At 54.7% G+C, this 26,292-nt stretch carries 22 protein-coding genes and 1 pseudogene; 13 read left to right on the top strand and 10 right to left on the bottom strand.

Translation table 11 applies throughout. The features are described 5' to 3' along the window. Positions 1–390 precede the first annotated feature (390 nt). From PMI31_RS07135 to PMI31_RS31840, 6 genes and pseudogenes are all read right to left on the bottom strand, one after another. Positions 391–1,482 (bottom strand): hypothetical protein, encoded by a 1,092-nt coding sequence (locus PMI31_RS07135; protein ID WP_177323557.1) that lies wholly within the window; start codon positions 1,480–1,482, stop codon positions 391–393. A 46-nt stretch (positions 1,483–1,528) separates the two neighbouring features. After that, complete coding sequence (locus PMI31_RS07130; protein ID WP_008017149.1) at positions 1,529–2,662, bottom strand: nucleoid-associated protein; 1,134 nt, start codon at positions 2,660–2,662, stop codon at positions 1,529–1,531. Positions 2,663–3,052: 390 nt separating this feature from the next. Beyond that, positions 3,053–3,691, bottom strand: a complete 639-nt coding sequence (gene otnC, locus PMI31_RS07125) for a 3-oxo-tetronate 4-phosphate decarboxylase (RefSeq protein WP_008017148.1) — start codon at positions 3,689–3,691, stop codon at positions 3,053–3,055. Then, entirely contained in the window at positions 3,688–4,653 is a 966-nt protein-coding gene (locus tag PMI31_RS07120) for a GntR family transcriptional regulator (protein WP_008017147.1), read from the bottom strand. The genes otnC and PMI31_RS07120 overlap by 4 nt, the downstream gene beginning before the upstream one ends. Positions 4,654–4,809: 156 nt before the next feature. Continuing rightward, entirely contained in the window at positions 4,810–5,673 is an 864-nt protein-coding gene (locus PMI31_RS31845) for a methyl-accepting chemotaxis protein (RefSeq protein ID WP_376739144.1), read from the bottom strand. Further along, a pseudogene (locus PMI31_RS31840) lies at positions 5,671–6,432 on the bottom strand (MCP four helix bundle domain-containing protein); the annotation flags it as partial. The gene PMI31_RS31845 and the pseudogene PMI31_RS31840, both read right to left, overlap by 3 nt. 317 nt (positions 6,433–6,749) lie before the next feature. Between PMI31_RS31840 and pyk the strand changes: the two are divergent. The 7 genes from pyk to PMI31_RS07085 all read left to right on the top strand — a co-directional run bounded on the left by pyk (position 6,750) and on the right by PMI31_RS07085 (position 14,580). Then, positions 6,750–8,198 carry a pyruvate kinase gene (gene pyk, locus PMI31_RS07110; RefSeq protein ID WP_008017145.1) on the top strand — a complete coding sequence of 483 codons (1,449 nt, stop codon included), beginning with the start codon at positions 6,750–6,752 and terminating at the stop codon, positions 8,196–8,198. Between the two features lie 14 nt (positions 8,199–8,212). Beyond that, positions 8,213–8,374: a hypothetical protein gene (locus PMI31_RS31040; RefSeq protein ID WP_008017143.1), complete on the top strand. Its 162-nt coding sequence runs from the start codon at positions 8,213–8,215 to the stop codon at positions 8,372–8,374. Beyond that, positions 8,367–9,668 carry a phosphopyruvate hydratase gene (gene eno, locus PMI31_RS07105; protein ID WP_008017142.1) on the top strand — a complete coding sequence of 434 codons (1,302 nt, stop codon included), beginning with the start codon at positions 8,367–8,369 and terminating at the stop codon, positions 9,666–9,668. Before PMI31_RS31040 ends, eno begins: the two co-directional genes overlap by 8 nt. Before the next feature lie 3 nt (positions 9,669–9,671). Further along, a complete protein-coding gene (tpiA, locus tag PMI31_RS07100; protein WP_008017141.1) occupies positions 9,672–10,469 on the top strand; it encodes a triose-phosphate isomerase in 798 nt (265 codons plus the stop codon). Between the two features lie 78 nt (positions 10,470–10,547). Beyond that, a complete protein-coding gene (locus PMI31_RS07095; protein ID WP_008017139.1) occupies positions 10,548–12,173 on the top strand; it encodes an NADP-dependent glyceraldehyde-3-phosphate dehydrogenase in 1,626 nt (541 codons plus the stop codon). A gap of 8 nt (positions 12,174–12,181) precedes the next feature. Next, positions 12,182–13,705: a 2,3-bisphosphoglycerate-independent phosphoglycerate mutase gene (gpmI, locus tag PMI31_RS07090; protein ID WP_008017138.1), complete on the top strand. Its 1,524-nt coding sequence runs from the start codon at positions 12,182–12,184 to the stop codon at positions 13,703–13,705. 158 nt (positions 13,706–13,863) lie between these two features. Continuing rightward, positions 13,864–14,580: a TerC family protein gene (locus PMI31_RS07085; protein ID WP_008017137.1), complete on the top strand. Its 717-nt coding sequence runs from the start codon at positions 13,864–13,866 to the stop codon at positions 14,578–14,580. Between the two features lie 96 nt (positions 14,581–14,676). On the opposite strand, the gene PMI31_RS07080 is transcribed toward PMI31_RS07085, so the two are convergent. From PMI31_RS07080 to PMI31_RS07070, 3 genes are read right to left on the bottom strand one after another with little or no spacing between them, the layout of a single operon-like run. Beyond that, positions 14,677–15,162, bottom strand: coding sequence for a MaoC family dehydratase (locus PMI31_RS07080; protein WP_008017135.1), 486 nt, complete (start codon positions 15,160–15,162; stop codon positions 14,677–14,679). 30 nt (positions 15,163–15,192) lie between these two features. Beyond that, positions 15,193–16,026, bottom strand: a complete 834-nt coding sequence (panB, locus tag PMI31_RS07075; protein ID WP_008017134.1) for a 3-methyl-2-oxobutanoate hydroxymethyltransferase — start codon at positions 16,024–16,026, stop codon at positions 15,193–15,195. 24 nt (positions 16,027–16,050) lie between these two features. Next, positions 16,051–16,668, bottom strand: coding sequence for a LysE family translocator (locus tag PMI31_RS07070; protein ID WP_008017133.1), 618 nt, complete (start codon positions 16,666–16,668; stop codon positions 16,051–16,053). Positions 16,669–16,815: 147 nt separating this feature from the next. Here PMI31_RS07070 and PMI31_RS07065 point away from each other — a divergent pair, with 147 nt between their 5' ends. Then, positions 16,816–17,268, top strand: coding sequence for an Lrp/AsnC family transcriptional regulator (locus tag PMI31_RS07065; RefSeq protein ID WP_008017132.1), 453 nt, complete (start codon positions 16,816–16,818; stop codon positions 17,266–17,268). Between the two features lie 1,076 nt (positions 17,269–18,344). Here PMI31_RS07065 and PMI31_RS07060 read toward each other — a convergent pair. Continuing rightward, the gene (locus PMI31_RS07060; RefSeq protein ID WP_008017129.1) at positions 18,345–19,832 is read right to left on the bottom strand and encodes an aldehyde dehydrogenase family protein; all 1,488 of its coding nucleotides are present in this window, start codon (positions 19,830–19,832) and stop codon (positions 18,345–18,347) included. Positions 19,833–20,707: 875 nt separating this feature from the next. Here PMI31_RS07060 and PMI31_RS07055 point away from each other — a divergent pair. The 5 genes from PMI31_RS07055 (at position 20,708) to PMI31_RS07035 (ending at position 26,292) form a co-directional block, all read left to right on the top strand. Then, entirely contained in the window at positions 20,708–21,376 is a 669-nt protein-coding gene (locus PMI31_RS07055; protein ID WP_008017124.1) for a haloacid dehalogenase type II, read from the top strand. A gap of 36 nt (positions 21,377–21,412) precedes the next feature. Continuing rightward, positions 21,413–22,687, top strand: a complete 1,275-nt coding sequence (locus PMI31_RS07050) for an NAD(P)/FAD-dependent oxidoreductase (protein WP_008017122.1) — start codon at positions 21,413–21,415, stop codon at positions 22,685–22,687. Positions 22,688–22,773: 86 nt separating this feature from the next. After that, a complete protein-coding gene (locus PMI31_RS07045) occupies positions 22,774–24,420 on the top strand; it encodes an ABC transporter substrate-binding protein (RefSeq protein WP_008017121.1) in 1,647 nt (548 codons plus the stop codon). A gap of 46 nt (positions 24,421–24,466) precedes the next feature. Further along, positions 24,467–25,423: an ABC transporter permease gene (locus tag PMI31_RS07040; RefSeq protein WP_008017120.1), complete on the top strand. Its 957-nt coding sequence runs from the start codon at positions 24,467–24,469 to the stop codon at positions 25,421–25,423. Then, positions 25,420–26,292 carry an ABC transporter permease gene (locus PMI31_RS07035; RefSeq protein WP_008017119.1) on the top strand — a complete coding sequence of 291 codons (873 nt, stop codon included), beginning with the start codon at positions 25,420–25,422 and terminating at the stop codon, positions 26,290–26,292. Before PMI31_RS07040 ends, PMI31_RS07035 begins: the two co-directional genes overlap by 4 nt.

The following is a 26,292-nucleotide window of genomic DNA, read 5'->3' as shown; positions in this document are numbered from 1 at the left end:
GAGGCATCCTTTTAAGGCCATATAAGGCCGATTGCTGCCTGCCGCGGATCGAGGCCCAACAGCCGAGTATCACTGGCCTGCTTCCGCGCAGCAGCTCAGACACCCGAAACCCGCTTCGCGGAATGATGCCGAGGCCGACAACCGCTGTGGCTCCGAAACGGCTGGTCCATTTTTGCCGCAACTAGCCTCCAAAACAGCTGTTGGCCGAAATTGGCCTGTAGTGAAAGGATGCTTTCGACGCACTGCAATCGTTATTCCTGGTGATCAGGTACGACTCAGTGAACACGAGCGTCGTGATCACTCTTATCAATGCCAAGGACGGAATTACTGAATACTTTCTAAGCCTAGTAACAACGCGGTACGTTACAAACCTAAGCTGCGATTCCGACATCAAACCAATTTGGCGCGTTCAAATAGCACGAGGCTCACCAACACAAGAATCAGCCAGGATATTCGTGTCAACGTGCGTAACCTGGATTTCGCTGCAGATGATGAGCCTGAAAGTTTGGATCTGGAGCGATTAATTTCTTCTTGGACCTCGTCGATGCCCACGACCACGTCATCGTATTTGGATACCGACTGCTCAAACTCTTCGCCTAGCAAATCGATATGACCAATAACGTTGCTGTTGAGGGACGCAATCATCCATGTCGAAATCAACAGGCCAACGAAGACCACGAAGAAATCCCAGCCGGTAGTCGTGGATTTTAAGATTGCACCTACAGCGACCACACCGCCTGGAATCGCGAATGCCTTGGTCTGCTGAGCCATGATCGCGTCTTGGACCTTGCATAAAAACCCAATGCGCTCACTCTCAATTCCGGCCAAGATTTTGTTCACCGAAAACTTGCTTACATAAACCTTGTAGCGCTCGGTGTAGCCTTGATAAAACTTGCCTAGCGAGGACATCAAAAATTTGACGTTTCGGCTGTCCTCTTCCTTGAAAAATTCGATCAAAGCTTCTCGCATAACGTGTCGCCGCTCATCGCAGTGGACATCATCTTCCTCACTGACAGCCGACTCTAGCGTCTTGGCGCGCTTTGCCCCAGCCTCATCGACATCAATCGACATCAGATCGGTGTAGCTCATCGCGTACCGAACTTCTTGCTTCGTAAGGAACGATTCCTTAGAGCTGAAAAATACGTATTTCATCGGCTGCGTGTCATCACCTTCGTGATGACACAGAGACTTAAGCATTGAACGCAATGAGAAATACACACCCAACCGGAGGTTGAGTGACGCTATCTCTTGCGCATCCATTCCGATCACATAGTGATGCTCGGGCTTTGTCGCCTTAGTCCGTACCGCATGCCAGAGCGCCTCGGCATCAGCGAAGAAAGGGATATAGCGGTCAGTCCATGCAGCGCTCGTTAAAAGGTAAATATGATTGCCAATGCGCTCTAGACTTTGAGGGCTTTCGCAACCATGTTGGGTCAGAAATTCATTGATTTCTGCGTCGCTCAGCGCTTCAGCATTGAGCACCAGTTGATCCTCATCCAGTGAGATCCGGTCTAGCATCCGTGCGCCCTCAATTGTTCTCTGCACCTATGCCTTTTAGCTTTTCTGAAACATCGCTTGGTAGCTTTATCGTCAGATAAACAAAATCCTTGTCAACGCTCAGATCAGCGCCCTTGTCACCAATGGCCACAGCGTCAAGCTTGATGCGCCCATCAAAATCGCCAGACGGTAGTTTGACGTCGACGAAACCCATGTTTTTCGCAGTCATACTGGAGGGCTGGAATTCCTCACTGACCTTAAAACGCTCTGAGTTTTCAGAAATAAACTTTGTGAGCCCGCCATGGTGGGGGGATTTTGATGGCAAGCACTTGTCGATTTCACGCTGAATTTCCGAAAGGTGTACCCTTTCTCCCGCTCTGTTTTCAATGTAACTGACCACGCGGGTGTGGATTTTTCTCCTATCAGCTGCCGATAGGTCTTTCGCTTCCTCAACGAAATATGCTGCCAGCGCGCTCTTTAGATTGTCGACGCATACCTTGCCGGGGATGGAGTCGGAGCAGCCCAAGGCGGCGTTGAAAAACTCGCTCTTGGAGTTTCCCTTGATGAAGTAGAGATATGCCTCACCTTTATTTTCGGGAAAACTAGATGCAAAGGCCGTCAGGTCCATGCATGCGGCCTGCCTGAAATCCTGAAGGTTTAAGCTTTCCGTGCCTTTGGGGTTGAGGTTGTCATTGTCGTCAAAATCATACCCCCCTTTCTTACCCAGCATTACGACCAGGACATAATCACGCTGTTGGAAGTCCTGATAGTGGGCAAATACGACATAACCCTCACTGAGGGAGCGGCGCGCAGGATCGTTCGCTTCATGACAAAGCCTATCCATAACTCCGGTAACGAAAGCGTTAAAATCTGCGTTGCTGCAATAATTAGAGAAGTTTTCAGCCGCTGAAACGATGCCTGGATCGACATAGCCGTAAATTCGACCACTGCGTGAAAATTTCTTACCGATCAAATTGACGAAATCCACGCAAACGCTGGATTTCAGATTCCAATCTTTGCCTTTCTTACTGTCATAGAAAGTGTGCCCTCCGAGGGAGGTTTTGAAAAACCTCGCAGCGCAGGCACTCACGACTACGAGTGATTTGTTCTCTACTTCTTCACCGGCAGCTTCGACACCAGTTATGTTTTTGTTCAGATCATCCATGCTAAATCCATCCGTGAATCCACCGGGAATGCCGGGGAAAGTCGTGAGATTGTGTGCAGTCGATGATAGCACCGTGCCCTCACGCAGCGTCACCTTGCCCGCTAGCAGGCAGAGTGTGGGTCACGTAGACAATAATGCAAATGGCCACTCTTTCGATCTAGCTGAGCACGCGACCCGATCATTAGTCGCGTGAGGTGGTGAACGGGCGAAACAGACCATGAAATGTCGATAATGCCGTTACTTGGGCGATCAAAGTTGGTAACGAAGGCGTCTGAAGCGCGCGAGACGGGTCAGAAAGAGTTCACACCGCCAACCCCTCTGGCACGATCTGATGGGACGCACCGATTGGCAATAGCTCAAGCGAACACATTGCCTTATCCCCTAGCGGGGTCACCACTTAACAGAGAACACCCTGTGCAGATCTTCAATAGCGTCTTCACCTAGTGACGCAGGTTTAGGATTGCTCATCATCCAAAGCTTTGCCGTTTCCTCAAGTTCTTCCAGCGCAAAGCTGGCTTTTGATACAGAGCTTTCCCAAACAACTGGGCCCAGCCGCTCCAGCATCACGCCCCGAACCTTGTTGGCCAATTGCGCCACTTGCCCGGCCACATCGGGAGAGCCGGGACGCTGATAAGCGATCAATGGGATGTGGCCAACCTTCATGATTTGGTAAGGCGTCAATGGTGGAAGGATGTCGTCATTGGCCCAGACTCCTGCAAGTGTTAGAGCTACGAGCGAAGTCGAATGGGTGTGAACTACACCGTTGACTTCAGGGTTGCGGTCGTACACCTGACGATGCAATTCCAGGGTCTTCGACGGTTTACTGCCCGAGACCCAAGTACCGTCCTTGCTGACTTTTGCTATCTCTTCCGGCTTCAACCTTCCCAGGCAGGCGTCTGTGGGGGTGATCAACCAGCCATCTTCCAGGCGTGCGCTAATGTTGCCTGCGCTGCCCACGGTGTAACCGCGTTCATAGAGGCTTTTTCCGACGATGCAGATTTCTTCGCGTAGTTGTTCTTCGGTATTCAACGTGTGTTCTCCTCGAGAAGTGATATGAGGCCAGTGCTGAGGCCAGAAAGTGAAGGGGTGGTTTCGGCAGATTCTGATCGCAGTTTCAGGATCGGCGATTTGTGAGCAAAAGAGCCGCTCAAGTGCTGCTTCATCAAATGCGCGGCTTCCAGGTTATTGCCCTGTTCCACCAGCTCGATCATCCGAATGTGTTCGGCGCATTGTTTGTAGAGACGCTTGCGGTCGATCATCGAGCGGTACTCGATGAGCCGCCGCATGTTGTTCATCTGGACCAGAATCATGTGATAAAGCGGGTTGCCAGAGAGCTTGATGAACTCTTCGTGGAAGCGAATACCATTTTTTAAGAGGACATCTGCCGGCAGGCTATCGATGCCACCATTGAGCATGTCCTGCTGCTCTTTTTTAAGGCGTTGGAGCTTGGCCAGGTCGTGCAGGTAAGTCGGCTCCAGCAATGCCGCTGGCTCGATCAGCGAGCGCACCTTGTAGATTTGCTCAAGGGTTTCCGGTGTCTTCGCCACATCCAGAAAACGCCAGCCATAACCAGGCTTTGGCTCAGCCCATCCTACTTTGGCGGCGCGATTGAGAATGTCGATGACCTGGGCTTTGGTCAGGTCATAGCGAGTGCGCAGAAACTGCTCCGTCACTTCACTCGGGATTGCGTTGTTCAACCAGTCTTCCGAGAGTCGGTAGTATTCATCCGGCTCTTCAAGAGGAAGTACCTCGTCTTGGATCTGCGATGGATCCTGTACTGATTCCAGTACGAAGAACCCGCGATTGGGCAGTTGCTCCAGAACACATTGTTCCGAGAGCAAGACCAGTGCTTCGCGCGCCGGGGAGCGAGAGACGTTGAATTCGTCGGCGACTTTTTGTGCGCTCAAGTGAGCGCCCAGCGATAGCTCACCGGTCTGGATTTTCTGCCGGATCTCGGCAGCGATTCGTTGTACGAGGGCGCTTGAGGCCATATCTGTGATCACTTACGAAATGGGGGTGGCGACAAACACAAACCGGTTGAGCCGGAATGTGAGATCAAATGAGGCATACCTCAATTCGATCAGTTTTTGTCGCGCATGACTACTTTTTAGCGTGTCATTATGCAAAAAATTGCATGAGCGTATTTGTTACATCTTGAAGTGTTGAACCATTGAATTCAGCTCAAGGGCCAGCAAGCCAAGGGATTGAGACGCACTGGTGGTTTGCTGCGAGCCTGTCGCTGATTGAACAGACAGGTCTCGGATGTTGAGCAAGTTCTGGTCGACTGAACGCGCAACATGGGCTTGTTCCTCAGTCGCCGTCGTGATCATCAAGTTTCGTTGGTTGATGTCGTCGTTGGCGGCCACGATTTCTGCCAATGCACTTTGGGTGGACTGAGCTAGTGAGAGGGTGAGGCGGGTATTTTCACTGCTGCTGAGCATGGTCGACACGGCAGTATCCGTGCCGTTCTGGATCCCGCTGATCATGTCTTCAATTTCTCGCGTGGACTGCGCGGTACGGTGAGCGAGCGCTCGGACTTCATCGGCGACCACAGCAAAGCCTCGCCCCGCATCACCCGCCCGCGCAGCTTCAATGGCAGCGTTCAGCGCCAACAGATTGGTTTGCTCGGCTATCGTGCGAATCACGTCCAAAACCTTACCGATGCCTTGTGCCTGATCGGCCAGACCTTCCACCTGTTTTGAGCTGAGTTGCACGTCTCGGGTGAGTGTTTCGATTGCACCGAGGGTTTCCACCATGCGCTGTTGGCCACGAAGAGCAATGTCCCGGGAAGCCAGCGACAACTCTGAAGTAGACAGCGCATTACGGGCTACCTCCTCAATGGCAGCTGTCATCTCATTGACCGCGGTGGCTGCCTGTTCGATCTCCGCATGTTGTTGGTGAATGTCCTGGCCTGATGCCTCTGTAACGGTGTTCAGTTGAGCGGTGGCGGAGGTCAGTTGCTTCGAAGATCCGGATATTTGACTCAGTGTTTTGATCAGATTGTTCTGCATTGTCGCCAGGGATTCGAGCAGGCGAGTGGCTTCATCATTGCCGGTCGGTTGGATGGGCTTACTCAAATCACCTTCGGCAATTGTTCTCGCCGCTCTTAGGGCTTCATTCAGCGGTGCAGTGATGCTGCGGGTCAGTAACCACGCCACCAGGATTGTGCCGATACCAACCAAAATGATGACCAGCACCACTCCTCTGACAGCACGTTGATAGGCATCGATTGATTGATTACCCGCGGCTTCTGCCCCTTGGTTCGAGCGATCGATCAGGTCATCGAAGTTCTTGGTCATCTGATCGTACGAGTCCCTGATGGTCATCAGAAATGCCCTGGCGCCCGTCTTGTCCCCTTGACGAGACAGGTTGAGCAATTCGAGGTGATTTTTTGCATACACCTCAAGGCTGGAGTTAAACGCGTTCAAACGACCCTTGTCTTCGTCGTTGGTCAGCAACTGCGCATAGGTCTGCATTTGCTCTCGAACCTGCTGCAACCGCCCGGCGGTCTTGTCCTCGTAGGACTGCATGTCTTTTTCGCTGACCGAAAGAATGTGCTGCATCGATCCCATCCGATAGCGATTCAGCGCGGCATTAGCTGCACCCAACGCACGGACTCGCTGGAGCCAGTTGTCCTTGATTTGGATCGATTGATCTTGAACCTCGTCAATCTGCTGCAACGCGAATACCCCTAAAGCAACGCTCAGCGCGGCAATGATGAAGAACCCGAGAACCATTCGACTGGCGATTGAGAGGTGTCTTGGCAGCATGAGCATTGTCCCTTCGGCAGAGTAGTGCGATCCGGGTCTTGGCCGGATGCGTGTATTTGTGCTGACTAAAATAGCATTGCATTTTGGTGTGTCAATGTGCCAATATTTTTTTGGCGATTTTTCGAGACGGCTCACCTCAATGATTTGTGATCAAGGCAGAAAAGCTGAGATTTAAAGGATTTAATCGAGCCGAGGTTGTTAGGGGTACCAATCAGATTGCTTTGCTCTGATTGGTTATTTGCACGCTAATAGCCATAAGCAGAATCAAGATTTCCTTTGCATTCAATAATAAAACCCTGTTCGAGGAAGCATCTGTCATGCAGCGCAGAACCAAGATCGTGGCCACATTAGGGCCAGCAACAGAATCATTCGAAGCCATCGAGGGATTGGTGAAAGCGGGCGTCGATGTCGTGCGTCTGAATTTTTCCCACGGCAAGGCTGAGGATCACATTGCTCGTGCCAGATTGGTCCGTGAGTTGGCTGCCAAGCACGGTCGCTTCGTGGCGGTACTGGCGGATTTGCAAGGTCCGAAAATTCGAATTGCGCGTTTTGCGGAAGGAAAAGTGATCCTCGAAAAGGGGCAACAGTTCGTTCTCGACGCTTCCCTGGACAAGAATGCGGGGGACAAGCAACGAGTCGGTATCGACTACGAAGCGCTGATTACCGATAGCCGTCCAGACGACATACTGCTGCTCGATGATGGACGAATTGAGCTAAAGGTCTTGAAGGTCGAGGCCACGCAATTGATCTGCGAAGTTCTGGTCAGCGGGCCGCTTTCGAACAACAAAGGGATCAACCGAAAGGGCGGAGGGTTGTCTGCATCGGCGCTGACCGAAAAGGACTTCGCCGATATCAAGACTGCCGCAGAAATGCAGGTGGATTACTTGGCTGTGTCGTTCCCGCGAGATGCTTCTGACATGGAGTTGGCTCGTCGGCTGCTGCATGAAGCAGGAGGGCAGGCAGGTCTGATCGCCAAGATTGAGCGCGCAGAAACCGTCAATGACCTACGCATTCTGGATGCGATCATTGAGGCGTCGGAAGGTGTAATGGTCGCTCGTGGCGATCTCGGTGTTGAGATTGGCGACGCAGAATTGGTTGCCGTGCAAAAGCTGATTATCGACCGTGCTCGCACACTGAATCGCGTGGTAATCACTGCGACGCAGATGATGGAGTCGATGATCACTCAATCGATGCCGACGCGCGCTGAAGTATTCGACGTCGCCAATGCGGTGCTCGATGGCACCGATGCGGTGATGCTTTCAGCTGAAACCGCAGCAGGTGCCTATCCGATTGAGACGGTTGAGGCCATGCACCGGATTATCATCGGCGCCGAAAAGCACCCTCAGTCCCATCGCTCCAAGCATCGCGTCGATCAAGTGTTCCATAAGATCGATGAATCCATCGCCATGTCGGCAATGTATGCAGCGAACCATCTGCATGGTGTGAAAGCCATTATCTGCATGACGGAAAGCGGTGATACCCCTCGTTTGATGTCGCGCATACGTTCACACCTGCCCATTTTTGCATTCTCTCGCAACCTGACTACTCAGAATCGGGTCACGCTTTTTCGTGGTGTCACCACCATTCCTTTCGACAGCGATGATTTCGCCCCAGAGTTGGTGAACGAGAAGGCCGTTGCGGAACTGACCCAGCGTGGCGTCGTGAAGGCTGGCGATCACATTCTGATTACCAAAGGCGACTACGCCAATGCCCAAGGCGGTACTAACTCCCTTCGAGTCGTGTGTGTCGGTGAAGCCATTCGCTGAGTGAGGAAGCATTGATGAGTGAGATCAATTCAGCAGACCAGGACGCGACTGAAAGTGAATCGTGGCCAAGAGATTTCGATTTTCGTGAGCAGTATGCGGAGCAGCAGGAATTACTGAAGTCGCAGAGCGACGACACGTTAGCTCCGAACCATCCGAAGGGGGAGAACCATGCTTAACAAGAACAGCCAAATTCAACAAATCAGTGCTCGGGAAATCCTGGACTCGCGTGGGAACCCGACTGTTGAAGCGGTGGTAACTCTCGCGAATGGAGTTACTGCTACCGCCAGCGTCCCCTCCGGAGCCTCGACTGGTTCACGTGAAGCGCTTGAGTTGCGAGACAATGCATCGCGCTACATGGGCAAAGGTGTCATGCGGGCGGTCGAGAATGTAAACAACCCGATCCGCGAGTGCCTGATCGGACTGGATGCATTCAATCAGCGCGAAATTGACAATGTCATGATCGCCCTGGATGGCACAGAGAGTAAGAGCATCCTGGGAGCCAACGCGATTCTTGCCGTTTCGCTGGCGACAGCCAAAGCGGCTGCCAAGGTTCAGAACATTCCCTTGTACGAACACTTGGCTGCGCTATACGGCTCGCCGGGCAAATTCAGCATGCCGGTTCCGATGATGAACATCATCAACGGTGGTGAGCACGCCGATAACAACATCGACATCCAGGAGTTCATGATTCAGCCAGTCGGAGCATCGTCGTTCCGGGAAGGGCTTCGCATGGGCGCCGAGGTGTTCCATTCCTTGAAGAAAGTTTTGTCGGAGCGTGGCCTGAGCACCGCGGTGGGGGATGAGGGTGGTTTTGCTCCTTCACTGGCCTCCAACGAAGAAGCACTGGTTGTTATCAAGGAGGCAGTGAGTAGAGCGGGTTACGAGCTGGGCAAAGACATTACCCTGGCACTCGATTGTGCTGCCTCGGAATTTTACGAGGGCGGTCAATATGTGCTCGCCGGTGAAGATCAGGCATTCAACTCGGCAGGCTTCGCCGATTACCTGGCGATGCTCTGTGACAAATACCCGATTATTTCTATTGAAGATGGGATGGACGAAAGCGATTGGGACGGCTGGGCAGGCCTGACTAAAAAGCTTGGTCACGTGCAATTGGTGGGTGACGACCTCTTCGTGACCAACACCAAAATACTGCGAGAAGGAATTCAGAAAGGGATCGGTAACTCGATCCTGATCAAGTTCAACCAGATCGGAACACTCAGCGAAACGCTGGACGCCATCCGCATGGCGCAGGATGCCGGTTACACCGCAGTCATTTCCCATCGTTCGGGTGAGACCGAGGACACCACCATTGCCGACCTCGCCGTCGCCACTTGCGCGGGACAGATCAAAACAGGATCTCTGAGCCGCTCGGATCGTGTGGGTAAATACAACCGTTTGTTGCGTATTGAAGAGGCCTTGCAGGAGCGAGCGCCTTACAACACGGCCGCGCTTCTGAACAGGAAAGCCTGAATCATGCAGACCTCTTCGAACAAGCAAAAATTGGTGATCGGTAATTGGAAAATGAACGGGAGTAGCGCTGCCAATGCGTCATTGTTGCGTAGCGTACTTCCGGTGATTTCACGCTTTGAAGGTGTTGAAATTGCAATTTGCCCGCCGTTTCCTTACCTGACGACCGTGGCTGATCTACTTGATGATTCAGACGTTTCGCTGGGTGCTCAGAATCTTAACTCCCAGCTATCAGGCGCTCATACCGGTGAGGTCAGTGCTTCGATGCTCCATGACATCGGCTGCCGCTTCGTGTTGGTCGGGCATTCGGAGCGCCGGGCACTGTATTCAGAGGACGATGACCTTGTGGCAAAGAAATTTGCTTCGGCGCTTCGTGCTGGGCTCATTCCGGTTTTGTGTGTAGGCGAAACACTCGCACAGCGTCAGTGCGGCGAAACGGAAGGGATCGTCACTACTCAGCTGAGTGCGGTACTGAAGGCTGTTGGCATTCAGGATCTGGCTAAAGGCGTAATTGCCTACGAGCCTGTCTGGGCCATTGGTACTGGTGAAACTGCTACACCAGAGCAGGCGCAAGCAGTGCATCGACACATCCGACAGTGGTTGGCTAACAAGGACCGCGCAGCCGCCGCCGATTGCCGGATTTTGTACGGTGGAAGTGTGAAGGCCGACAACGCAGAGCAACTGTTCAATCAACCCGATATCGATGGCGGCTTGATAGGCGGAGCCTCTCTGGATGCGATGTCTTTCGCTGCCATTTGCTGGGCGGCTCAGACCAATCCAACTACCGAATCTATCGCGATCTGAATTCTTTTCAATGTGTAGGCGCTGCGTGCCCGTTCATTTCTTTCGGGCAGCGCCTGGTGCAGGCACAGAGGTATAAAAATGACTTTGAACAATCGACTTGAAGCACTGTTTCCGAGCGCTGACGAAATCCCCACTGCTTTCCGTCCAGGACCGGCCATCGAACAGCGCGACTATCTCGTCAATGGTGAGTTGCTGTTGTGGGACGGTCCATTGGCTCCGGTGCGTAGCCCTGTGTGCCTGAAGAAAGAGTCGGGACACGAGTCCGTCATTTTGGGTAGTACACCGCTACTGGATGCACAGACTGCCATGACTGCACTGGATGCTGCGGTGCAGGCATATGATCGTGGTCAAGGCGCTTGGCCGACCATGCGTGTGGTCGAGCGTATTTGCCGCGTCGAGGCTTTCCTCAAGCGTATGCGTGAACAACGCGAAGCCGTGGTGAAGTTGTTGATGTGGGAGATAGGCAAGAACCTGAAGGACTCGGAGAAAGAGTTCGATCGCACCTGCGATTACATCGTCGACACCATCAATGCTCTGAAGGAACTGGATCGTCGTTCCAGCCGTTTTGAGCTTGAGCAAGACACCTTGGGGCAGATTCGCCGCGTTCCCTTGGGTGTGACTCTGTGCATGGGGCCGTACAACTATCCCCTGAACGAGACGTTCACTACGTTGATCCCGGCTTTGATCATGGGCAACACCGTCGTGTTCAAACCCGCCAAGTTTGGTGTTTTGCTGATTCGGCCTTTGCTAGAAGCGTTCCGTGACAGCTTTCCGGCAGGGGTCATCAACATCATCTACGGTAGCGGCCGAGAAACCGTAAGCGCTTTGATGGCCAGCGGCAAGATCGATGTCTTTGCCTTCATCGGTACCAACAAGGCTGCCAGTGATCTCAAAAAACTGCACCCGAAGCCGCACCGCTTGCGTGCCGCGCTTGGCCTGGATGCGAAAAATCCAGGCATCGTCCTGCCTGATGTCGATTTGGATAACGCAGTTGCGGAGGCTGTTACCGGGTCGCTTTCGTTCAATGGTCAGCGTTGTACCGCACTAAAAATCCTGTTCGTCCATGAAACCATTGTGGACGCTTTCCTGGATAAGTTTCAGTCGAAGCTTGCCCAGCTGAAACCGGGCATGCCTTGGGAGGCAGGAGTGGCATTAACTCCACTGCCGGAGCCAGGCAAGACTGATTTTCTCACTGGTCTGGTAAACGACGCGGTGAGTAAAGGTGCCAAAGTAGTCAATGCGGGTGGCGGTGAAGTCTGCGAAACATTCTTCTACCCGGCCTTGTTGTACCCAGTGACATCTGACATGCGCGTGTATCACGAGGAGCAGTTCGGGCCTGTAGTGCCGGTGGTGGTCTATCGCGATCTGGAGACAGTTATCAACTATGTCCTCGATTCAGATTTCGGCCAGCAGCTGAGTATCTTCGGCAACAACTCGGCGCAGGTTGGACGCCTAGTAGATGCGTTCGCAAACCAGGTGGGGCGTATCAACATCAACGCACAATGCCAGCGTGGGCCGGACAGCTTTCCATTCAACGGGCGTAAAAACTCAGCTGAAGGGACACTGTCCGTCGACGACGCCTTGCGGGTGTTCTCCATCCGAACGCTGGTCGCCACCAAGTTCCAGGAGAGCAACAAAGAGCTGGTCAGCGACATCATCCGAAATCGTGAGTCGAGTTTCTTGACCACTGATTACATCTTCTAGGGGGAGTGATGACTACGCGCTCTTTGATTATTCTCGACGGTGTCGGCATTCGTCAGGCAACTGACTCGAACGCTTTTGCAGCAGCCAAAAAGCCAACGTTTGATGCGCTGCTTGAGCGCTATGCGAACAGCCAAATCGAAACATCGGGTCTGGCGGTAGGCCTTCCTAAAGGTCAGATGGGGAATTCCGAAGTAGGCCACATGAACCTGGGAGCAGGCCGTGTGGTGTACCAGAGCCTGACCCGGATTGATAAAGCACTCGCGGATGGAGAGTTCTCTAGCAACCCAGCGTTGTTGGAGTTACTCCAGGGAGTAAAAACGCGCGATGGTGCTGTGCACGTCTTGGGGCTGCTTTCCCCCGGCGGTGTTCATGGCCACATCGATCAGATTGTCGCGGCATGCGGTTGCCTCGTTGAGCAGGGTGTCGAAAAAGTCTATGTGCACGGATTTCTAGATGGCCGAGACACTCCGCCCAAGAGCGCGCAGGCATCGCTGGAGGCCTTGGAGAGTGAATTCGCTCGCTTGGGCGCGGGACGGATTGTCTCGTTGGTCGGTCGTTACTATGCAATGGATCGCGATAACCGCTGGCCGCGGATCGAAACCGCTTACCGCCTGATTGTTTCGGCGAATGCTGAACATCAAGTGGCAACCGCTACTGCAGCTTTGTCAGCGGCTTACGAACGTGGTGAATCGGATGAGTTCGTCAAGCCGACGACGATTGGGCAACCTGTCAGTGTCGGCCCCGATGACGCGATGATCTTCATGAACTTTCGACCTGATCGTGCACGCGAATTGACCCAAGCATTGATCAAGCCCGAATTCGAAGGGTTTGAACGACCTTTTGTTTTGCCAAAGGATCGGCTGCTGACATTGACCCGGTATTCCGAAGAGTTGGGCTGCCCATGCGCATTCGCTCCGGAGGCGATCAGCAACAGCTTGGGGGAACACCTGGCCATTCTTGGGAAGACGCAATTGCGCATTGCTGAAACCGAGAAGTACGCCCATGTGACGTTCTTTTTCAACGGCGGTAGAGAGCAGCCTTTTGAGGGGGAGGAGCGAATCCTGATTCCTTCTCCTGACGTTGCTTCCTACGATCTTCAGCCTGAGATGAGCGCCTCCCTGTTGACGGACAAGTTGGTCAACGCCATCGCTGGCGGCGCATTCGATCTGATCGTTTGCAACTATGCCAACGGCGATATGGTGGGTCATACCGGCTCCTTTGACGCTGCCGTCAAGGCAGTTGAGGTGCTCGATGAATGTCTGCGCCGGGTGGTGGAGGCAACCCTCGCCGCCGGCGGTGAATGTCTAATTACAGCCGATCACGGCAATGTCGAACAAATGCTCGACACCGAGTCTGGCCAGGCACACACAGCTCATACCTTGAATCCTGTTCCGCTGATTCTGGTCAGTGAGCAACCTGGCCGAGAGGGACTGAAGAATGGCCGGTTGTGCGATATCGCTCCTACCTTGTTGCAGATGCTGAGCTTGCCGATTCCGTCTGAGATGGATGGCAACTCACTTCTTACCGTCTGATTGGCTTACAGGTGCCATCAGTGCATCGCCGCACCGACGATTGGTTTGGTCGCCCCCGTCGAGGCGATGTGGCTTAACACGACTCGCTCATTTGAGCATGCGGGCATTGCCAATTTTGGTAGTGCCTTTTTTTCTGGGCAATCGAGAGTTTTGAAGTTATGGAATGGTTTCTCAATCCGGAAATCTGGATCGCGTTTTTTACCCTGACAGTGTTGGAAATTGTTTTGGGTATCGACAACATCATCATGATTTCGATTCTGGTCAGCCGCATGCCGAAAGCAATGCAGCCGAAAACACGTTTTTTTGGCTTGGCCCTGGCCATGGTTACTCGCATTCTTTTACTGCTTTCCATCACTTGGATCATGCGTCTGACTGCTGATCTCTTCCATGTCTTCGATCAAGGGATATCAGGCCGTGACCTGATTCTCTTCTTCGGTGGATTGTTTCTGTTGTGGAAAAGCAGCAGCGAAATTTTCCAAGAACTCGAAGGTGGGGAAGAAGGGGAGTCAGAGTTTGGTAAAAAGGGGGCTGGCTTTCTGAGCACCATCATTCAGATCGCGATCATCGATATCGTCTTTTCTCTGGACTCGGTCATCACTGCGGTAGGTATGGTTTCCCACGTGCCAGTGATGATCGCTGCCATCGTCGTCGCTGTGCTGATCATGATGCTGGCTGCTGGAGCGATCAGTGCGTTTATCGATAAGCATCCGAGTTTGAAAATGCTTGCGTTGGCGTTTTTGATTGTTGTGGGCTTCGTGCTCATCGCGGACGCAATGGGGCAGCATGTGCCCAAAGGTTATGTTTACTTTGCCATGGCTTTTTCGCTAGCGGTGGAGGCTTTAAACATTCGGTTCAGAATGCTTAAGACTGCATAAATTCGTGACAACAGGGCAAGGACGCCTGCCTCAGTAAACCATTTCTGCGATAGAAATCGGACACAGAGGACAACAGCTATCGCTATTTCCAAGCCGTCAATTCATAGAGTTGGCGGCACCGTTGGTGGAATCCCCTTCAGAAAGCATTTGCTTGAGGCATTCACGCTCTTCAGTTCCAGGTAGCAGACCAGAAGTCGTTGCCTCCATCACAGTGATGCATTCTGCATTCATTATCCTGACTTCGGCTTTAGCGTGGCCGCGATCATCGATGTCAGCGATGAGCCAGTGGCAGGTGATCTGTTCTCCCGCATAAACCGGTCGTTTGAACACGAAATTCATCCCGGTTGCCAGCCACCCGATTTGCCCGCCAATTTCGGTGACGAGACTGGCCGTTAGAAGTCCATGGGCAATGGGCGCCTTGAAACTGCGAAGCTTCGCGTAGCGTGCATCGCAGTGAACCGGATTGTAGTCTCTAGAAATCTGCGCGAATTGACGAATATCGTCATCTGAGAAACAGCGGACTATCGTGAACCAGTCTCCGACTTGGAGGCCGTCGGCAGCACGTTCCCTTAGACTTTTCATAACGACACCTTGGATGATGCGGTTGGGCGGTTAAAACGTATGTTCGGGACCTGGAAATGTTCCTGCATTCACCTCAAGTGCAAAGTCCTTTGCTGCCGTGTGAAGCACTGAACGAAGATCGGCGTACTGTTTGACGAACCGCGGCAGGCGACCGCTGCGCAAGCCCATCATGTCCTGCCACACCAGCACCTGAGCATCGCATTGGTTGCCTGCGCCAATCCCGACCGTAGGAATTGAAACGGCTTCAGTGATCGCTCGACCCACATCTCCTGGCACCATCTCAATCAAAATAGCGAATGCGCCTGCTGCTTCAAAAGCCTTAGCACTGTCTATCAGGCGCTGTGCATCTTCGCCCCGGCCCTGGACGCGGTAGCCACCCAGTTGATGTTCCATCTGAGGTGTGAAGCCAATGTGCGCCATGACGGGTATGCCTGAGCTAACCAGCTTCTCGACCTGAGGCAGCATTTCGATGCCGCCTTCGAGTTTGACCGCATGCGCACTGGCCTCTTTCATGAAACGCACGGCCGTGTGAAAGCATTGCTCCGCAGATGCTTGATAAGAGCCGAAAGGGAGGTCGGCGATCACCAGTGCCCGCCGTGTCGAACGGCTGACGGCGCGAACCAGAGGAATCAGTTCGTCTACGGTGACGGATAACGTGGAGTCATTGCCGTAGACATTATTGGACGCGGAGTCGCCCACCAGTAGAACGGGTATTCCGGCCTCTTCGAAAATTGCAGCGGTGTACATGTCATACGCGGTGAGCATCGCCCATTTCTGACCTTCAATTTTCATCTGCTTCAGATGCGGAATTCGGACTCGTGTCGTCGGTTGGGCGTTGCCATACGGGGAGGGCTGATCGCTCATGAGGTTGTCTCGCTGAAAAATGAATTAACCGAGCATCTGCTCGCAGAGCAAAACGACGGCGATGATGATAGTGGCCGCTCCGGAGAAGCGGCTGATGAATCGAGCCGCGGCGGGACGTGCTTGCAGTACGACCTGAGAGCCAAATCCGACCAGCAGATAGTTCACGCCGCAACTGACGGTGTGGATAAGCCCTAGCGCGATCATCTGCGTCGGCACGGACCAGGCAGCGGCAGCGTCGGTGAATTGAGGCAATAGGGCCAGGAACAGCAGATACACCTTCGGATTGAGCCCGCTCACGCAGAGCCCTTTGATCGCCCAGTGGTTCCATGAGCCCGATGCCTGAATGTCATCTGCGTGGGGTGTAGTGGGGCAGGTAAGCATGTTGATGCCCAACCACAGTAGATAACTCGCACCAGTAACGGTCAGCAGCGACAAGGCAACAGGGTGGTTCGCCACCAGCGTGCCGACGCCACCGGCAACAATCACGGTTGCGATCAAGTGACTGGATAACAGCCCGCCCAGGGCGGGTATGACCACCCGTCCCCGCAACCCCGCCGAAATGGCGTAAGCCCAATCAGGGCCCGGTGTGATGACGAACAAAATCGATACCGCCCAGAAGGCCACGAAAATACTTAAGGTCATGGCGCTAGCCATTCCCGCAGATGACATACAGCGTTCCGCATCGTCCCGCTCCAGCAAATATTGGTCAGAGGAAGAATAAGTAAATGTTGTTAGAATTTGTTTTCAAAAACGGTCATGCAGCTATCTCGAAATGGGAGATTCTTCTACGTGGATAGGATTGATCGCAAGATTCTTTCTGAATTGCAAAAAGATGGTCGCCTGTCAGTCACCGAGCTTGCCGAACGTGTGGGGCTGAGTCTTTCCCCTTGCCATCGACGGGTGCGTGCATTGGAAGAGTCGGGTGTGTTGCTCGGCTATAGGGCACAACTGGATCCGGGTGCATTGGGTCTCAACTTCTCCGCCATGGTATTTGCCACGTTGCGTGAGGGAGACAGGCAGGCTGTCGAAGCGTTTGAGACGGCGCTCATTGATATCCCGCAAGTGGTCGATGCCCAGCGGTTATTTGGCGAGCCGGACTACCTGCTGCACGTCATCACCCAGGATCTACCGGCCTTTCAAAGGCTCTACGATGAGAGCCTTTCGACATTGCCTAATGTTCAACGGTTGACCTCAACGCTTGTTATGAAACGTGTCGTGCAGGATCGACCTCTGCCGCTGTAGCGTGAAATGCGGGTGAAAAAATCTGCGAGCTTGATCTGCCGAAGGTCCGCTTTTGGTTGTGGATTCAACCGGTTGACGCAACACAACTAAATTCTGTGTAAGCAGAAGGAGTGTTGCAGATGAAGCAGAGACCTCGGATCTATTACACCGAAAGCCAGAAAAAACTGATGTCCGATACACAACCGCGCTTTGGTCGTTTTCGACTCCAGTGAAAGCTACGATGCTTTCAAGTTCTTCTAGAGCCCAGGCGCTGCGTCCGCTTAGAGAAGGGGGGCACATCATGTGAACGTGTCTGACCACAACGTCTTTAGCTGTTAAGAGGTAGTGTCGCAACTCATACGCACACTCAACCACTCCTCAAGGACGCCCACCATGCCAGATAACTCAGACTGCAAGGTCGGCGGCGCATTCATTGCCCTTGCGCTCACCCTCGGAAGCCTGGATGTGTTTTTGGCAGCAGGGCAGGTGTTGGTACTTGCGCTCTACTGATTCGTGTCCGAGGGCGGGGCGTTGATCAACGTCATCGGTACGGTGTTACGACTCTGTTCATTGCCAAGTGGGAAGGGGGCTGGAGGAAGAGAAACTGGCGGTGAATTGCATAAGGGTTTTGCACGCGAGCTAGAGGCATAGCCTTGAAAGAGTTGTTGTAAGACAGCCCCAAGGCCGGTCAGTCCACGAAAGCTGAGCGGTTTTGGGATTCTAAATCGGGTGGTTTAGAGGTTTTCGCAAAACTGATCGACTGGCATCTAAAAGATCGATCCTCCGCTTTGATATCAGAAAAATGGGACCCGGGCGATGGCTACGCCCGACAGAAGACGTTCGCAGCATTCGAATACGGCCAGGCCAGCGCCGACCTTGTCCTGTTATGCCTGCAACCACATCGGCTCCGACCTGCTGTTCATTGGTGACTTGCAAGGGGGCTGAACGAACTGGTGCCTAGCCTGGGTGCGTCAGTTTCATTACATCGACATCGAACGCATTCTGTTGGCGCAAAAAGCGTAAGCTACCGATCTGCGCAATGGGCGTCCGCATCAGCGGTTAGCCGAATTGGACGGCACCGAACATGTGAATGAGTTCTACGTGCGGGAAGTACTATCAAGTGATCCGCCAAACCCAATGATTGCCTTGGTTTCTAGATACTCCTCCAAGCCGTAGACACCATACTCACGACCATTACCAGAACGTTTGTAACCACCGAATGGAGCCATTGGATTCCAAGCGGGGTAATTCAGATGCACTTGTCCCGCGCGGATACGAGAGGCAACTGCACGAGCAAGATCGAGGTTCTGAGATTGAACATGGGCGCCCAGTCCGTATACCGTATCGTTTGCGATAACGACCGCCTCATCGATCGTTTCATACGGAATAATGCACAGCACCGGCCCGAAAATTTCTTCTTGGGCGATCCGCATTGCGGTATCTACGTCGGAGAATACTGTCGGTCGAGTGTAGAAGCCCTTTTCAAAACCTGGCACACGTCCAGGTCCGCCGCAAACGAGTTTTGCGCCCTCTCTCAAGCCAGCCTCGATCATGGCTTGCACGCGATTGAACTGGGCCTCGTTGGCAATGGGACCGAGCACTGAATCTTCGGATTGCGGATCACCCACGATGATTGCATTGGCGGTTTCGGCTGCCAGCGATTCGACTTCCGCCAGCCGGTCCTTAGGTACGATCATTCGTGTCGGGGCGCTGCACGATTGTCCGACGTTGCGGAATGCCGACATCACTCCTAATGGAACGGCTTTGGCAAAGTCGGCGTCGGGAAGCAGAATGTTCGGAGATTTGCCTCCCAGCTCTTGCGTGACGCGCTTCACCGTATGGGCGGCTGCCTGCGCGACCAGCGCGCCCGCGCGGTTTGAGCCGGTAATCGAAATCATATCGATATCTGGGTGCGCAGCGATTGCTGCGCCGACCTCGTGACCACTTCCGTTCACGAGGTTGAAGACGCCAGGTGGAAGGCCCGCGTCGTGGACCAGTTGTGCAAAAAGAAGGGCGCTCAGAGGCGACAGTTCGCTTGGTTTGAGGACCACAGTGCATCCGGCAGCTATAGCCGGGGCGACTTTCGCGGTGATTTGATAAAGCGGCCAGTTCCACGGAGTGATGAGACCGCAGACGCCGATGGGTTCGCGTTCAATCGCGGTTCCCCCTTCAATCGTCCGGAAGCGATAAGTGGACAGGAGGTCACGGGCGACCCGAACGTGTTCGGCCGCGAGAGGCACTTGCATTGCCCGAGCGGAACTGATGGCAGCGCCCATTTCGAGAGAGAGAGCCTGCGCGAGCACCTCTTTTCGTTCAAGGATGAGATCGTAGATCTTTCCAAGGACAAGCGCGCGCGACTCTGCGCAGGTAGCAGACCAACCAGGAAACGCTGCACGCGCCGCAGCTGCTGCCCGATCAACATCCTCGGCAGAGCCTTGCGCGACCTCTGCGACGACCTCTTCAGTTGCCGGATTTACCACGGGCAAACTTGCCGGAATTGCCGGGGAAGACCAACAGCCATTGATATAAAATTTGTGAGACGTTTGCGGATCAACGCTGTAGCTATTCGAAGATTGTATTGTCATCTAACTGGCTCCCTAGAGCGGTGATGGGCACTGCAAGCAGCAGAGGGCGGTCTGGCTCGCGACCTTGCAAGGCCGCTGAAATAAACGACCAAGCCGAAGGTGGCCTTGGGATTGGCAAATCACCAGAACATCGCGGTGGCGACTAGGACATCGCTATGCCGGGTCTTCTCAATAAGCTAACAAAGCGGGCCAGATAAAATGTGCTGTTCTTCAGGTTCGCAAGGGAGAATCTGCTGTTTCTGTCAGGCTGACTTTGTATGAGAGCAAGTTGAACCGATTTCGTCAGTAAACCTTCTGATAGACCGCCCAGTGAGACCATTCCTGGTCAGTGCGTTCGTAGGCACATCGGTGGCGGTGATGGGGCATATAGATAGGCCGGTGGGGGTGTGGTGATGCATCGTGCAACGCGCCACCTTTGTAGAGCTATCGCGACGCATACAGATGTTGCTTTGACCGGTATGTCACGCCTATCGCTGATAGAAGCAAGGTTGTCCCATAGCGCATGACTCTTAATTAGCCCCCGCCTCACCTCGCAGCACAATCAGCGGGCGCATCCTCAACGAAAGCTCTCTTTCTCCTTCCGTAAGTCATAAATACTGCCGCACATGGCGTTGTGCGTGGCTTACCAGCGCACCATAAAAGCCCGCAAAGGCTTAAGAGCAGGGGGTTGAGCGCCCGAGTCTGGAGCGTCCCGCAAAGTCTGCTGAGCAAGCCCTGCAAAACGGTGGTTTGTACCAAGCAGCCTATACTTTTAACAGTTTATGCATGGTCTCTTGGTGTTGTAATAAATCCGTGATGCAGCGTTGCACCGATGCTTCCAGAGCGGAGTAACTGCTTGCCCCGTCATGACCTCAACAATCATAAGGACCGCACTCATGAGCTTTCTTCGACCCAAGTTTATTACCTTTGACTGCTACGGCACGTTGACCAACTTTCAAATGGGGAACATGACGCGCGAACTGTTCGCTGATCGTGTCCCTTTCGAGCAAATGGATCAGTTCGTCAAGGACTTCTCTGCCTATCGCCTGGATCAGGTGATGGGTGACTGGCGGCCGTATGATGAAATCATCAAGACCGCCCTGGCGCGCGTCTGCAAGCGTTGGGGTGTCGAGTACAAGGGCGAAGGCCAGCTCTACTACGACGCCGTACCGACTTGGGGTCCACATGCCGATGTACCGGCTGGCCTGGCAAAAATTGCCGACAAGATTCCGTTGGTGATTTTCTCCAACGCGATGGACGAGCAGATCATGTCCAACGTCGACAAGCTCGGCGCACCTTTCCATAAAGTCTTCACCGCCCAGCAAGCCCAGGCCTACAAGCCGCGCCTGGCTGCCTTCGAGTTCATGCTCGATAACCTCGGTTGCGGGCCTGAGGACGTTCTGCACGTGTCCTCGAGCTTCCGTTACGACCTGATGCCGGCCAACGACATGAAGATCAAAAACAAAGCCTTCGTTGCTCGTGGTCATGAGCAGCCGGCGAATGCCGTTTATGGCTACCACCAGATTCCGGATATCGGCGCATTGCCCGGTTTGGTCGGTCTCTAAGTCTCAAGGCACTCTTCAAGGCAAAAGGGGTTAGACATGGGCAGTGAGTCCTATTGGCTCGATACCGCACCGCAATTCACCGGTGCACAGCTCGGCGCATTGCCCGGGCAGGTCGATGTGGCCATCGTCGGTGGTGGTCTCACTGGCCTGGCCGCGGCCCGAGCCCTGGCCTTGAAGGGGGCCAGTGTGGTGGTGCTGGAAGGAGGGCGGGTGATTGGCGAGGCTTCGGGGCGCAATGGTGGCCACTGCAGCACTGGCGTTGCCCAAGACTACGCGGCACTCAGCGCCAGCCTTGGCGCTGATAAGGCGCGTGCTTATTACCAAGCCTATGAAAGCGCCGTACAGAGCGTCGTTTCGTTGGTGGAGCAGGAGCAGATCGCCTGCGACCTCAAGCGCAATGGCAAGCTGAAGCTGGCCGCCAAACCGATGCATTACGAAGGTTTGGCGCGCACCTGCGAATTGATTCGGCGGGAGGTCGACGCCGAGGTCGAGTTGCTCTCTCCAGAAGAAGCCCGTGCTGAAGCCAACTCGGCCCAGTTCCATGGAGGCATGCTGCAGCGTAACGGCGTGCAGATGCATGTCGGGCGCTTCGGTGTTGGGTTGGCCGAGGCGGCAGCTCGTCACGGCGCATTGATCTTTCAGGGCGTGTCAGTGACGGACTGGAAAGCCAGTGCCGGCGGCTATCAGGTCAATACCACCAAGGGCTCGCTACACGCCACGCAGGTTCTGCTGGCCACAGGCACTTGCCAGCAGGGCGGATTGGGCTGGTATCGGCGGCGGATCGTGCCGGTGGGCAGTTTCGTGATCGCCACCGAGGTGCTACCGCAGGCCCTGATCGACAGCTTGCTACCGGCACGGCGTTCCTATGTCACCAGCCGCATGATCGGTAACTACTTCCGCCTGACGCCGGACAACCGCTTGCTGTTTGGCGGTCGTGCCCGGTTTGCCATGTCCGACAGCATTTCCGACGCCAAGAGCGGCAAGGTATTGCAGGCGGCGATGGTCCAGATGTTTCCGCAACTGGCTAGCGTGAAGATCGATTACTGCTGGGGTGGCCTGGTGGATATGACCTCCGATCGGTTACCCCGCGCCGGGCAGCATGGAGGGGTTTATTACTCCATGGGTTACAGCGGTCATGGGGTGCAAATGTCGGTGCACATGGGGCAGGTCATGGCTGAGGTAATGGCCGGCAAGGTTGAGGCCAATCCGTGGCGCGAACTCGATTGGCCAGCCATTCCCGGGCATTTCGGAAAACCCTGGTTCCTGCCTCTGGTGGGGGCGTATTACCGCCTGCAGGACTACCTGCACTGAGTTCATGGAGTTTGTTTTACGTTTCAACCACGCTGCGCTTAATCGCCAGCACTCGAGCCTTATCAATGACGAAAGGTAGGACTGACATGACTGACAATAAAAAGAATATCGACTCCCAGCTGATCACCGGTGAAGAAAGTCTGCGCGTTTTCGAAGGGCTCAATCGCGGCATGTCACGCCGCAATGCATTGCAGATGCTGGGGTTGGCCGGGGTGGCTGTCGCGGGCGCCAGTAGTCTGTTCGGCGCCGCTGGCAAGCTGTTTGCCGATGATGAGGCTGCAAGCCCTGGCAAAGGCAAGCCCGGCGGTCGTATCCGCGTCGCAGGCTCGTCCAGTTCCACCGCCGACACTCTGGATCCGGCCAAAGGTTCAGGGTCCACCGACTACGTGCGCCATTACATGTTCTACAACGGTCTGACGCGTTTCGACAGTCATATGGTGCCGCAACTGGAGTTGGCCGAGCGTATCGAAACCACTGACGCCACGCTCTGGGTGATCAGCCTGCGTAAGGAAGTGACCTTCCACAACGGCAAGGCGCTGACCGCCGCCGACGTGGTGTTTTCGCTGTTGCGGCACAAGGATCCACTCACCGGTTCCAAGGTCCTGCCGCTGGCGTCGCAGTTCGCCGAGGTCAAGGCCGTCGGTACCCACGAAGTGCAGATACAATTGAGCGGCCCGAATGCTGAATTGCCGTCGGTTCTTGCCGTCTCTCACATGTTGATCGTTCCCGAGGGTACGAGCGATTTCAGCCAGGGCATCGGTACCGGTCCGTTCAAGGCCAAGGAGTTCCAGCCCGGGGTGCGTTCGATTGCTGTGCGCAATACCAATTACTGGAAACCCGGCTTGCCCTATCTGGACGAGATCGAATTTATCTCAATCGCCGATGAGTCGTCACGGATCAACGCCCTGTTGTCGGGCGACGTGCACATATGCAACGAGGTTAACCCGCGCTCAACGGTTCGCATCAAGGCCAGCCCCAAGCATCGGGTCGTGGACTCGCCGTCGGGTAACTACACTGACCTGATTATCCGTCAAGACCAGATGCCGGGCCAAAGCCCGGAGTTCACGCAGGCCATGAAATACTTGATGGACCGCGAGCAAATCAAGTCGGCGATATTCCGTGGCTACGCCCGGGTTGGCAACGATCACCCGATCGCACCGGGTGCGCGCTTCTTTAACGCCGACCTGCCACAACGTGCCTACGATCCGGAAAAAGCCAAGTTCCTGCTCAAAAAGGCTGGCATGGAAAGCATCACTATGCCGCTGATGTGCTCGCCGGCCGCGACCGGTTCGGTGGACATCGCCGTGCTGTTGCAGCAGTCAGCCAAAGAGGCTGGACTCAAGCTCGACGTCAACCGTCTGCCGAGCGATGGCTACTGGTCCAATCACTGGGCGAAGCACCCGCTGAGCTTCGGCAACATCAACCCGCGCCCCAATGCCGACATGCTTTTCTCGCAGTTCTTCCAGTCGACAGCACCCTGGAATGAATCCGGCTGGAAAAACGAACAGTTCGACCAGCTGTTGGTACAAGCCCGAGGTGAAACCGACGAGGCCAAGCGCGGCAAGATGTACGCAGATATGCAAACCCTGGTGCATGAGCACAGCGGTATCGGCGTGCCAGTGTTCATCAGCAACATCGATGCCGCCGATCAGCGAGTCAAGGGCTACGGCACCAACCCTCTAGGCGGTTTCATGGGGTACATGTTTGCCGAGCAGGTCTGGCTGGACGCTTGATGAAAGTCGGGTTTTTGCTGCAGCTACATTGCATGAGGATAGGGTGATGAATAGCAACACACTGTGGTTGATCGGCCGGCGCTTGGGCGCGGCGATCGTGACCTTGTTGATTGTGTCCATGGTGGTGTTCGCCATCACGGCGGTGCTGCCGGGAGACGCGGCACAACAGTCTCTGGGGCAATTCGCCACGCCCGAGCAGGTGGCAGCCTTGCGCCTGAAAATGGGGCTGGATCAGCCCGGTGTGTTGCGTTACCTGCACTGGTTGATGAGCCTGCTCAGCGGTGACATGGGGCAGTCGGTATCCAACGCCATGCCGGTCCGAGACTTGATGGCTGGGCGTCTGCCCAACACCCTGATGCTGGCGGCCGCCACGGCGCTGGTATCAGTGCCGGTGGCGTTGATTCTGGGCATCGGTTCGGCCATGGGCCGGGGCGGGCGCATCGACAGTGTCCTCAGCTTTTTTACCTTGACCATGGTGGCTGTGCCAGAGTTTCTGGTTGCGACCCTGGCGGTGCTGATTTTCGCGGTGAACCTGGGTTGGTTGTCGGCGTTGTCCTACGCCAGTGACATCACGTCACCCTGGCAATTCATGCGCACTTACGCCTTACCGGTGATGACGCTGTGCTGCGTGATTGTCGCGCAAATGGCACGCATGACCCGGGCGGCGGTGATCGATCAGCTCGACAGCCCTTACGTGGAAATGGCCCGGCTCAAAGGTGTGAGCAAGATTCGGATCGTTCTACGCCATGCCTTGCCCAACGCCATCGGGCCCATCGCCAATGCCATCGCCTTGAGCCTGTCTTACCTGTTGGGCGGGGTGGTGATCGTTGAAACGATCTTCAACTACCCCGGCATCGCCAGCCTGATGGTCGATGCCGTGACCAACCGCGACATGGCCCTGGTTCAAGCCTGCACCATGTTGTTTTGTACGGCGTATTTGACGTTGGTGCTGATTGCCGACCTGTGCGCGATTCTTTCCAATCCGAGGCTGAGAAATCAATGAACAATCTCATTGTGAAATCGCCGGCTACCACCAAATTGGCGCTGGGCAAGGTTTCCCACAGATCGTCCTGGCTCGGCCTGATCGGCGCTGCGATGTGTGTGATCTGGTTGCTGGTGGCCATCTTCGGCCCATGGCTGGCACCGCATCCGGTGGGGGAAGTGGTCTCCGACAATGTCTTCGACAACCTGAGCGCTGCTTACCCGTTCGGCACCGATTACCTGGGCCGCGACATGCTCAGCCGGATCCTCGTCGGCGCACGATTCACCGTCGGCCTGGCCTTGGTGGCGGCGGTGTTGGCCAGCGGTCTGGGGACCAGCTTCGCGTTGCTGTCGGTGGTGTCGCCGAAGTGGCTGGATGAGTTGATCAGTCGCTTGATGGACGCCTTCATTTCGATCCCCAGCAAGATGCTGGCGTTGATCATGGTCTCGGCCTTCGGCTCCTCGGTCACCTTGTTGATCTGCACGGCGGTATTGAGCTTCACCCCGGGTGCATTCCGCATCGCCCGCAGCATGGCGGTGAACATTGAGGCGCTGGAGTACGTGCAGGTAGCTCGTACCCGTGGCGAGCGCCGGCTGTATGTGGCTTGCGTGGAAATTCTGCCGAATATGCTCAACCCGGTGCTTGCAGATCTGGGGCTGCGCTTCGGTTTCATCGTGTTGTTGCTCAGCGGTATGAGTTTTCTTGGCCTGGGTGTGCAACCGCCGGATGCCGATCTCGGGTCGCTGGTGCGCGAAAACATCGGCGGTCTCAACCAGGGTGCGCCTGCCATCGTGATTCCGGCTTTGGCCATCGGCACCCTGACCATCGGTGTGAATCTGTTTATCGACCGACTGTCGTCGCGACGTAGTCGACGTTCGGGAGGTCATTGA

The sequence above is a fragment of the Pseudomonas sp. GM55 genome, assembly GCF_000282395.1.
In the GTDB taxonomy this organism is placed as follows: Bacteria; Pseudomonadota; Gammaproteobacteria; order Pseudomonadales; family Pseudomonadaceae; genus Aquipseudomonas; species Aquipseudomonas fluorescens_CC.
The sequence above is the reverse complement of the archived record's forward strand: the minus strand, read 5'-3'. Positions and strand labels throughout refer to the sequence as shown.

Bases quoted from the DNA above. Each gene is read 5' to 3' on its own strand.
- PMI31_RS07055 (WP_008017124.1), top strand. From the start codon at position 20,708: ATGAGCTTTCTTCGACCCAAGTTTATTACCTTTGACTGCTACGGCACG.
- PMI31_RS07040 (WP_008017120.1), top strand. From the start codon at position 24,467: ATGAATAGCAACACACTGTGGTTGATCGGCCGGCGCTTGGGCGCGGCG.
- PMI31_RS07070 (WP_008017133.1), bottom strand. From the start codon at position 16,668: ATGACCTTAAGTATTTTCGTGGCCTTCTGGGCGGTATCGATTTTGTTC.
- panB (WP_008017134.1), bottom strand. From the start codon at position 16,026: ATGAGCGATCAGCCCTCCCCGTATGGCAACGCCCAACCGACGACACGA.
- PMI31_RS31040 (WP_008017143.1), top strand. From the start codon at position 8,213: ATGAGTGAGATCAATTCAGCAGACCAGGACGCGACTGAAAGTGAATCG.
- PMI31_RS07080 (WP_008017135.1), bottom strand. From the start codon at position 15,162: ATGAAAAGTCTAAGGGAACGTGCTGCCGACGGCCTCCAAGTCGGAGAC.
- tpiA (WP_008017141.1), top strand. From the start codon at position 9,672: ATGCAGACCTCTTCGAACAAGCAAAAATTGGTGATCGGTAATTGGAAA.
- PMI31_RS07035 (WP_008017119.1), top strand. From the start codon at position 25,420: ATGAACAATCTCATTGTGAAATCGCCGGCTACCACCAAATTGGCGCTG.
- gpmI (WP_008017138.1), top strand. From the start codon at position 12,182: ATGACTACGCGCTCTTTGATTATTCTCGACGGTGTCGGCATTCGTCAG.
- PMI31_RS07050 (WP_008017122.1), top strand. From the start codon at position 21,413: ATGGGCAGTGAGTCCTATTGGCTCGATACCGCACCGCAATTCACCGGT.
- PMI31_RS07120 (WP_008017147.1), bottom strand. From the start codon at position 4,653: ATGGCCTCAAGCGCCCTCGTACAACGAATCGCTGCCGAGATCCGGCAG.
- pyk (WP_008017145.1), top strand. From the start codon at position 6,750: ATGCAGCGCAGAACCAAGATCGTGGCCACATTAGGGCCAGCAACAGAA.
- PMI31_RS07085 (WP_008017137.1), top strand. From the start codon at position 13,864: ATGGAATGGTTTCTCAATCCGGAAATCTGGATCGCGTTTTTTACCCTG.
- PMI31_RS07095 (WP_008017139.1), top strand. From the start codon at position 10,548: ATGACTTTGAACAATCGACTTGAAGCACTGTTTCCGAGCGCTGACGAA.
- PMI31_RS07130 (WP_008017149.1), bottom strand. From the start codon at position 2,662: ATGGATGATCTGAACAAAAACATAACTGGTGTCGAAGCTGCCGGTGAA.
- eno (WP_008017142.1), top strand. From the start codon at position 8,367: ATGCTTAACAAGAACAGCCAAATTCAACAAATCAGTGCTCGGGAAATC.
- PMI31_RS07060 (WP_008017129.1), bottom strand. From the start codon at position 19,832: ATGACAATACAATCTTCGAATAGCTACAGCGTTGATCCGCAAACGTCT.
- PMI31_RS31845 (WP_376739144.1), bottom strand. From the start codon at position 5,673: ATGCAGAACAATCTGATCAAAACACTGAGTCAAATATCCGGATCTTCG.
- PMI31_RS07045 (WP_008017121.1), top strand. From the start codon at position 22,774: ATGACTGACAATAAAAAGAATATCGACTCCCAGCTGATCACCGGTGAA.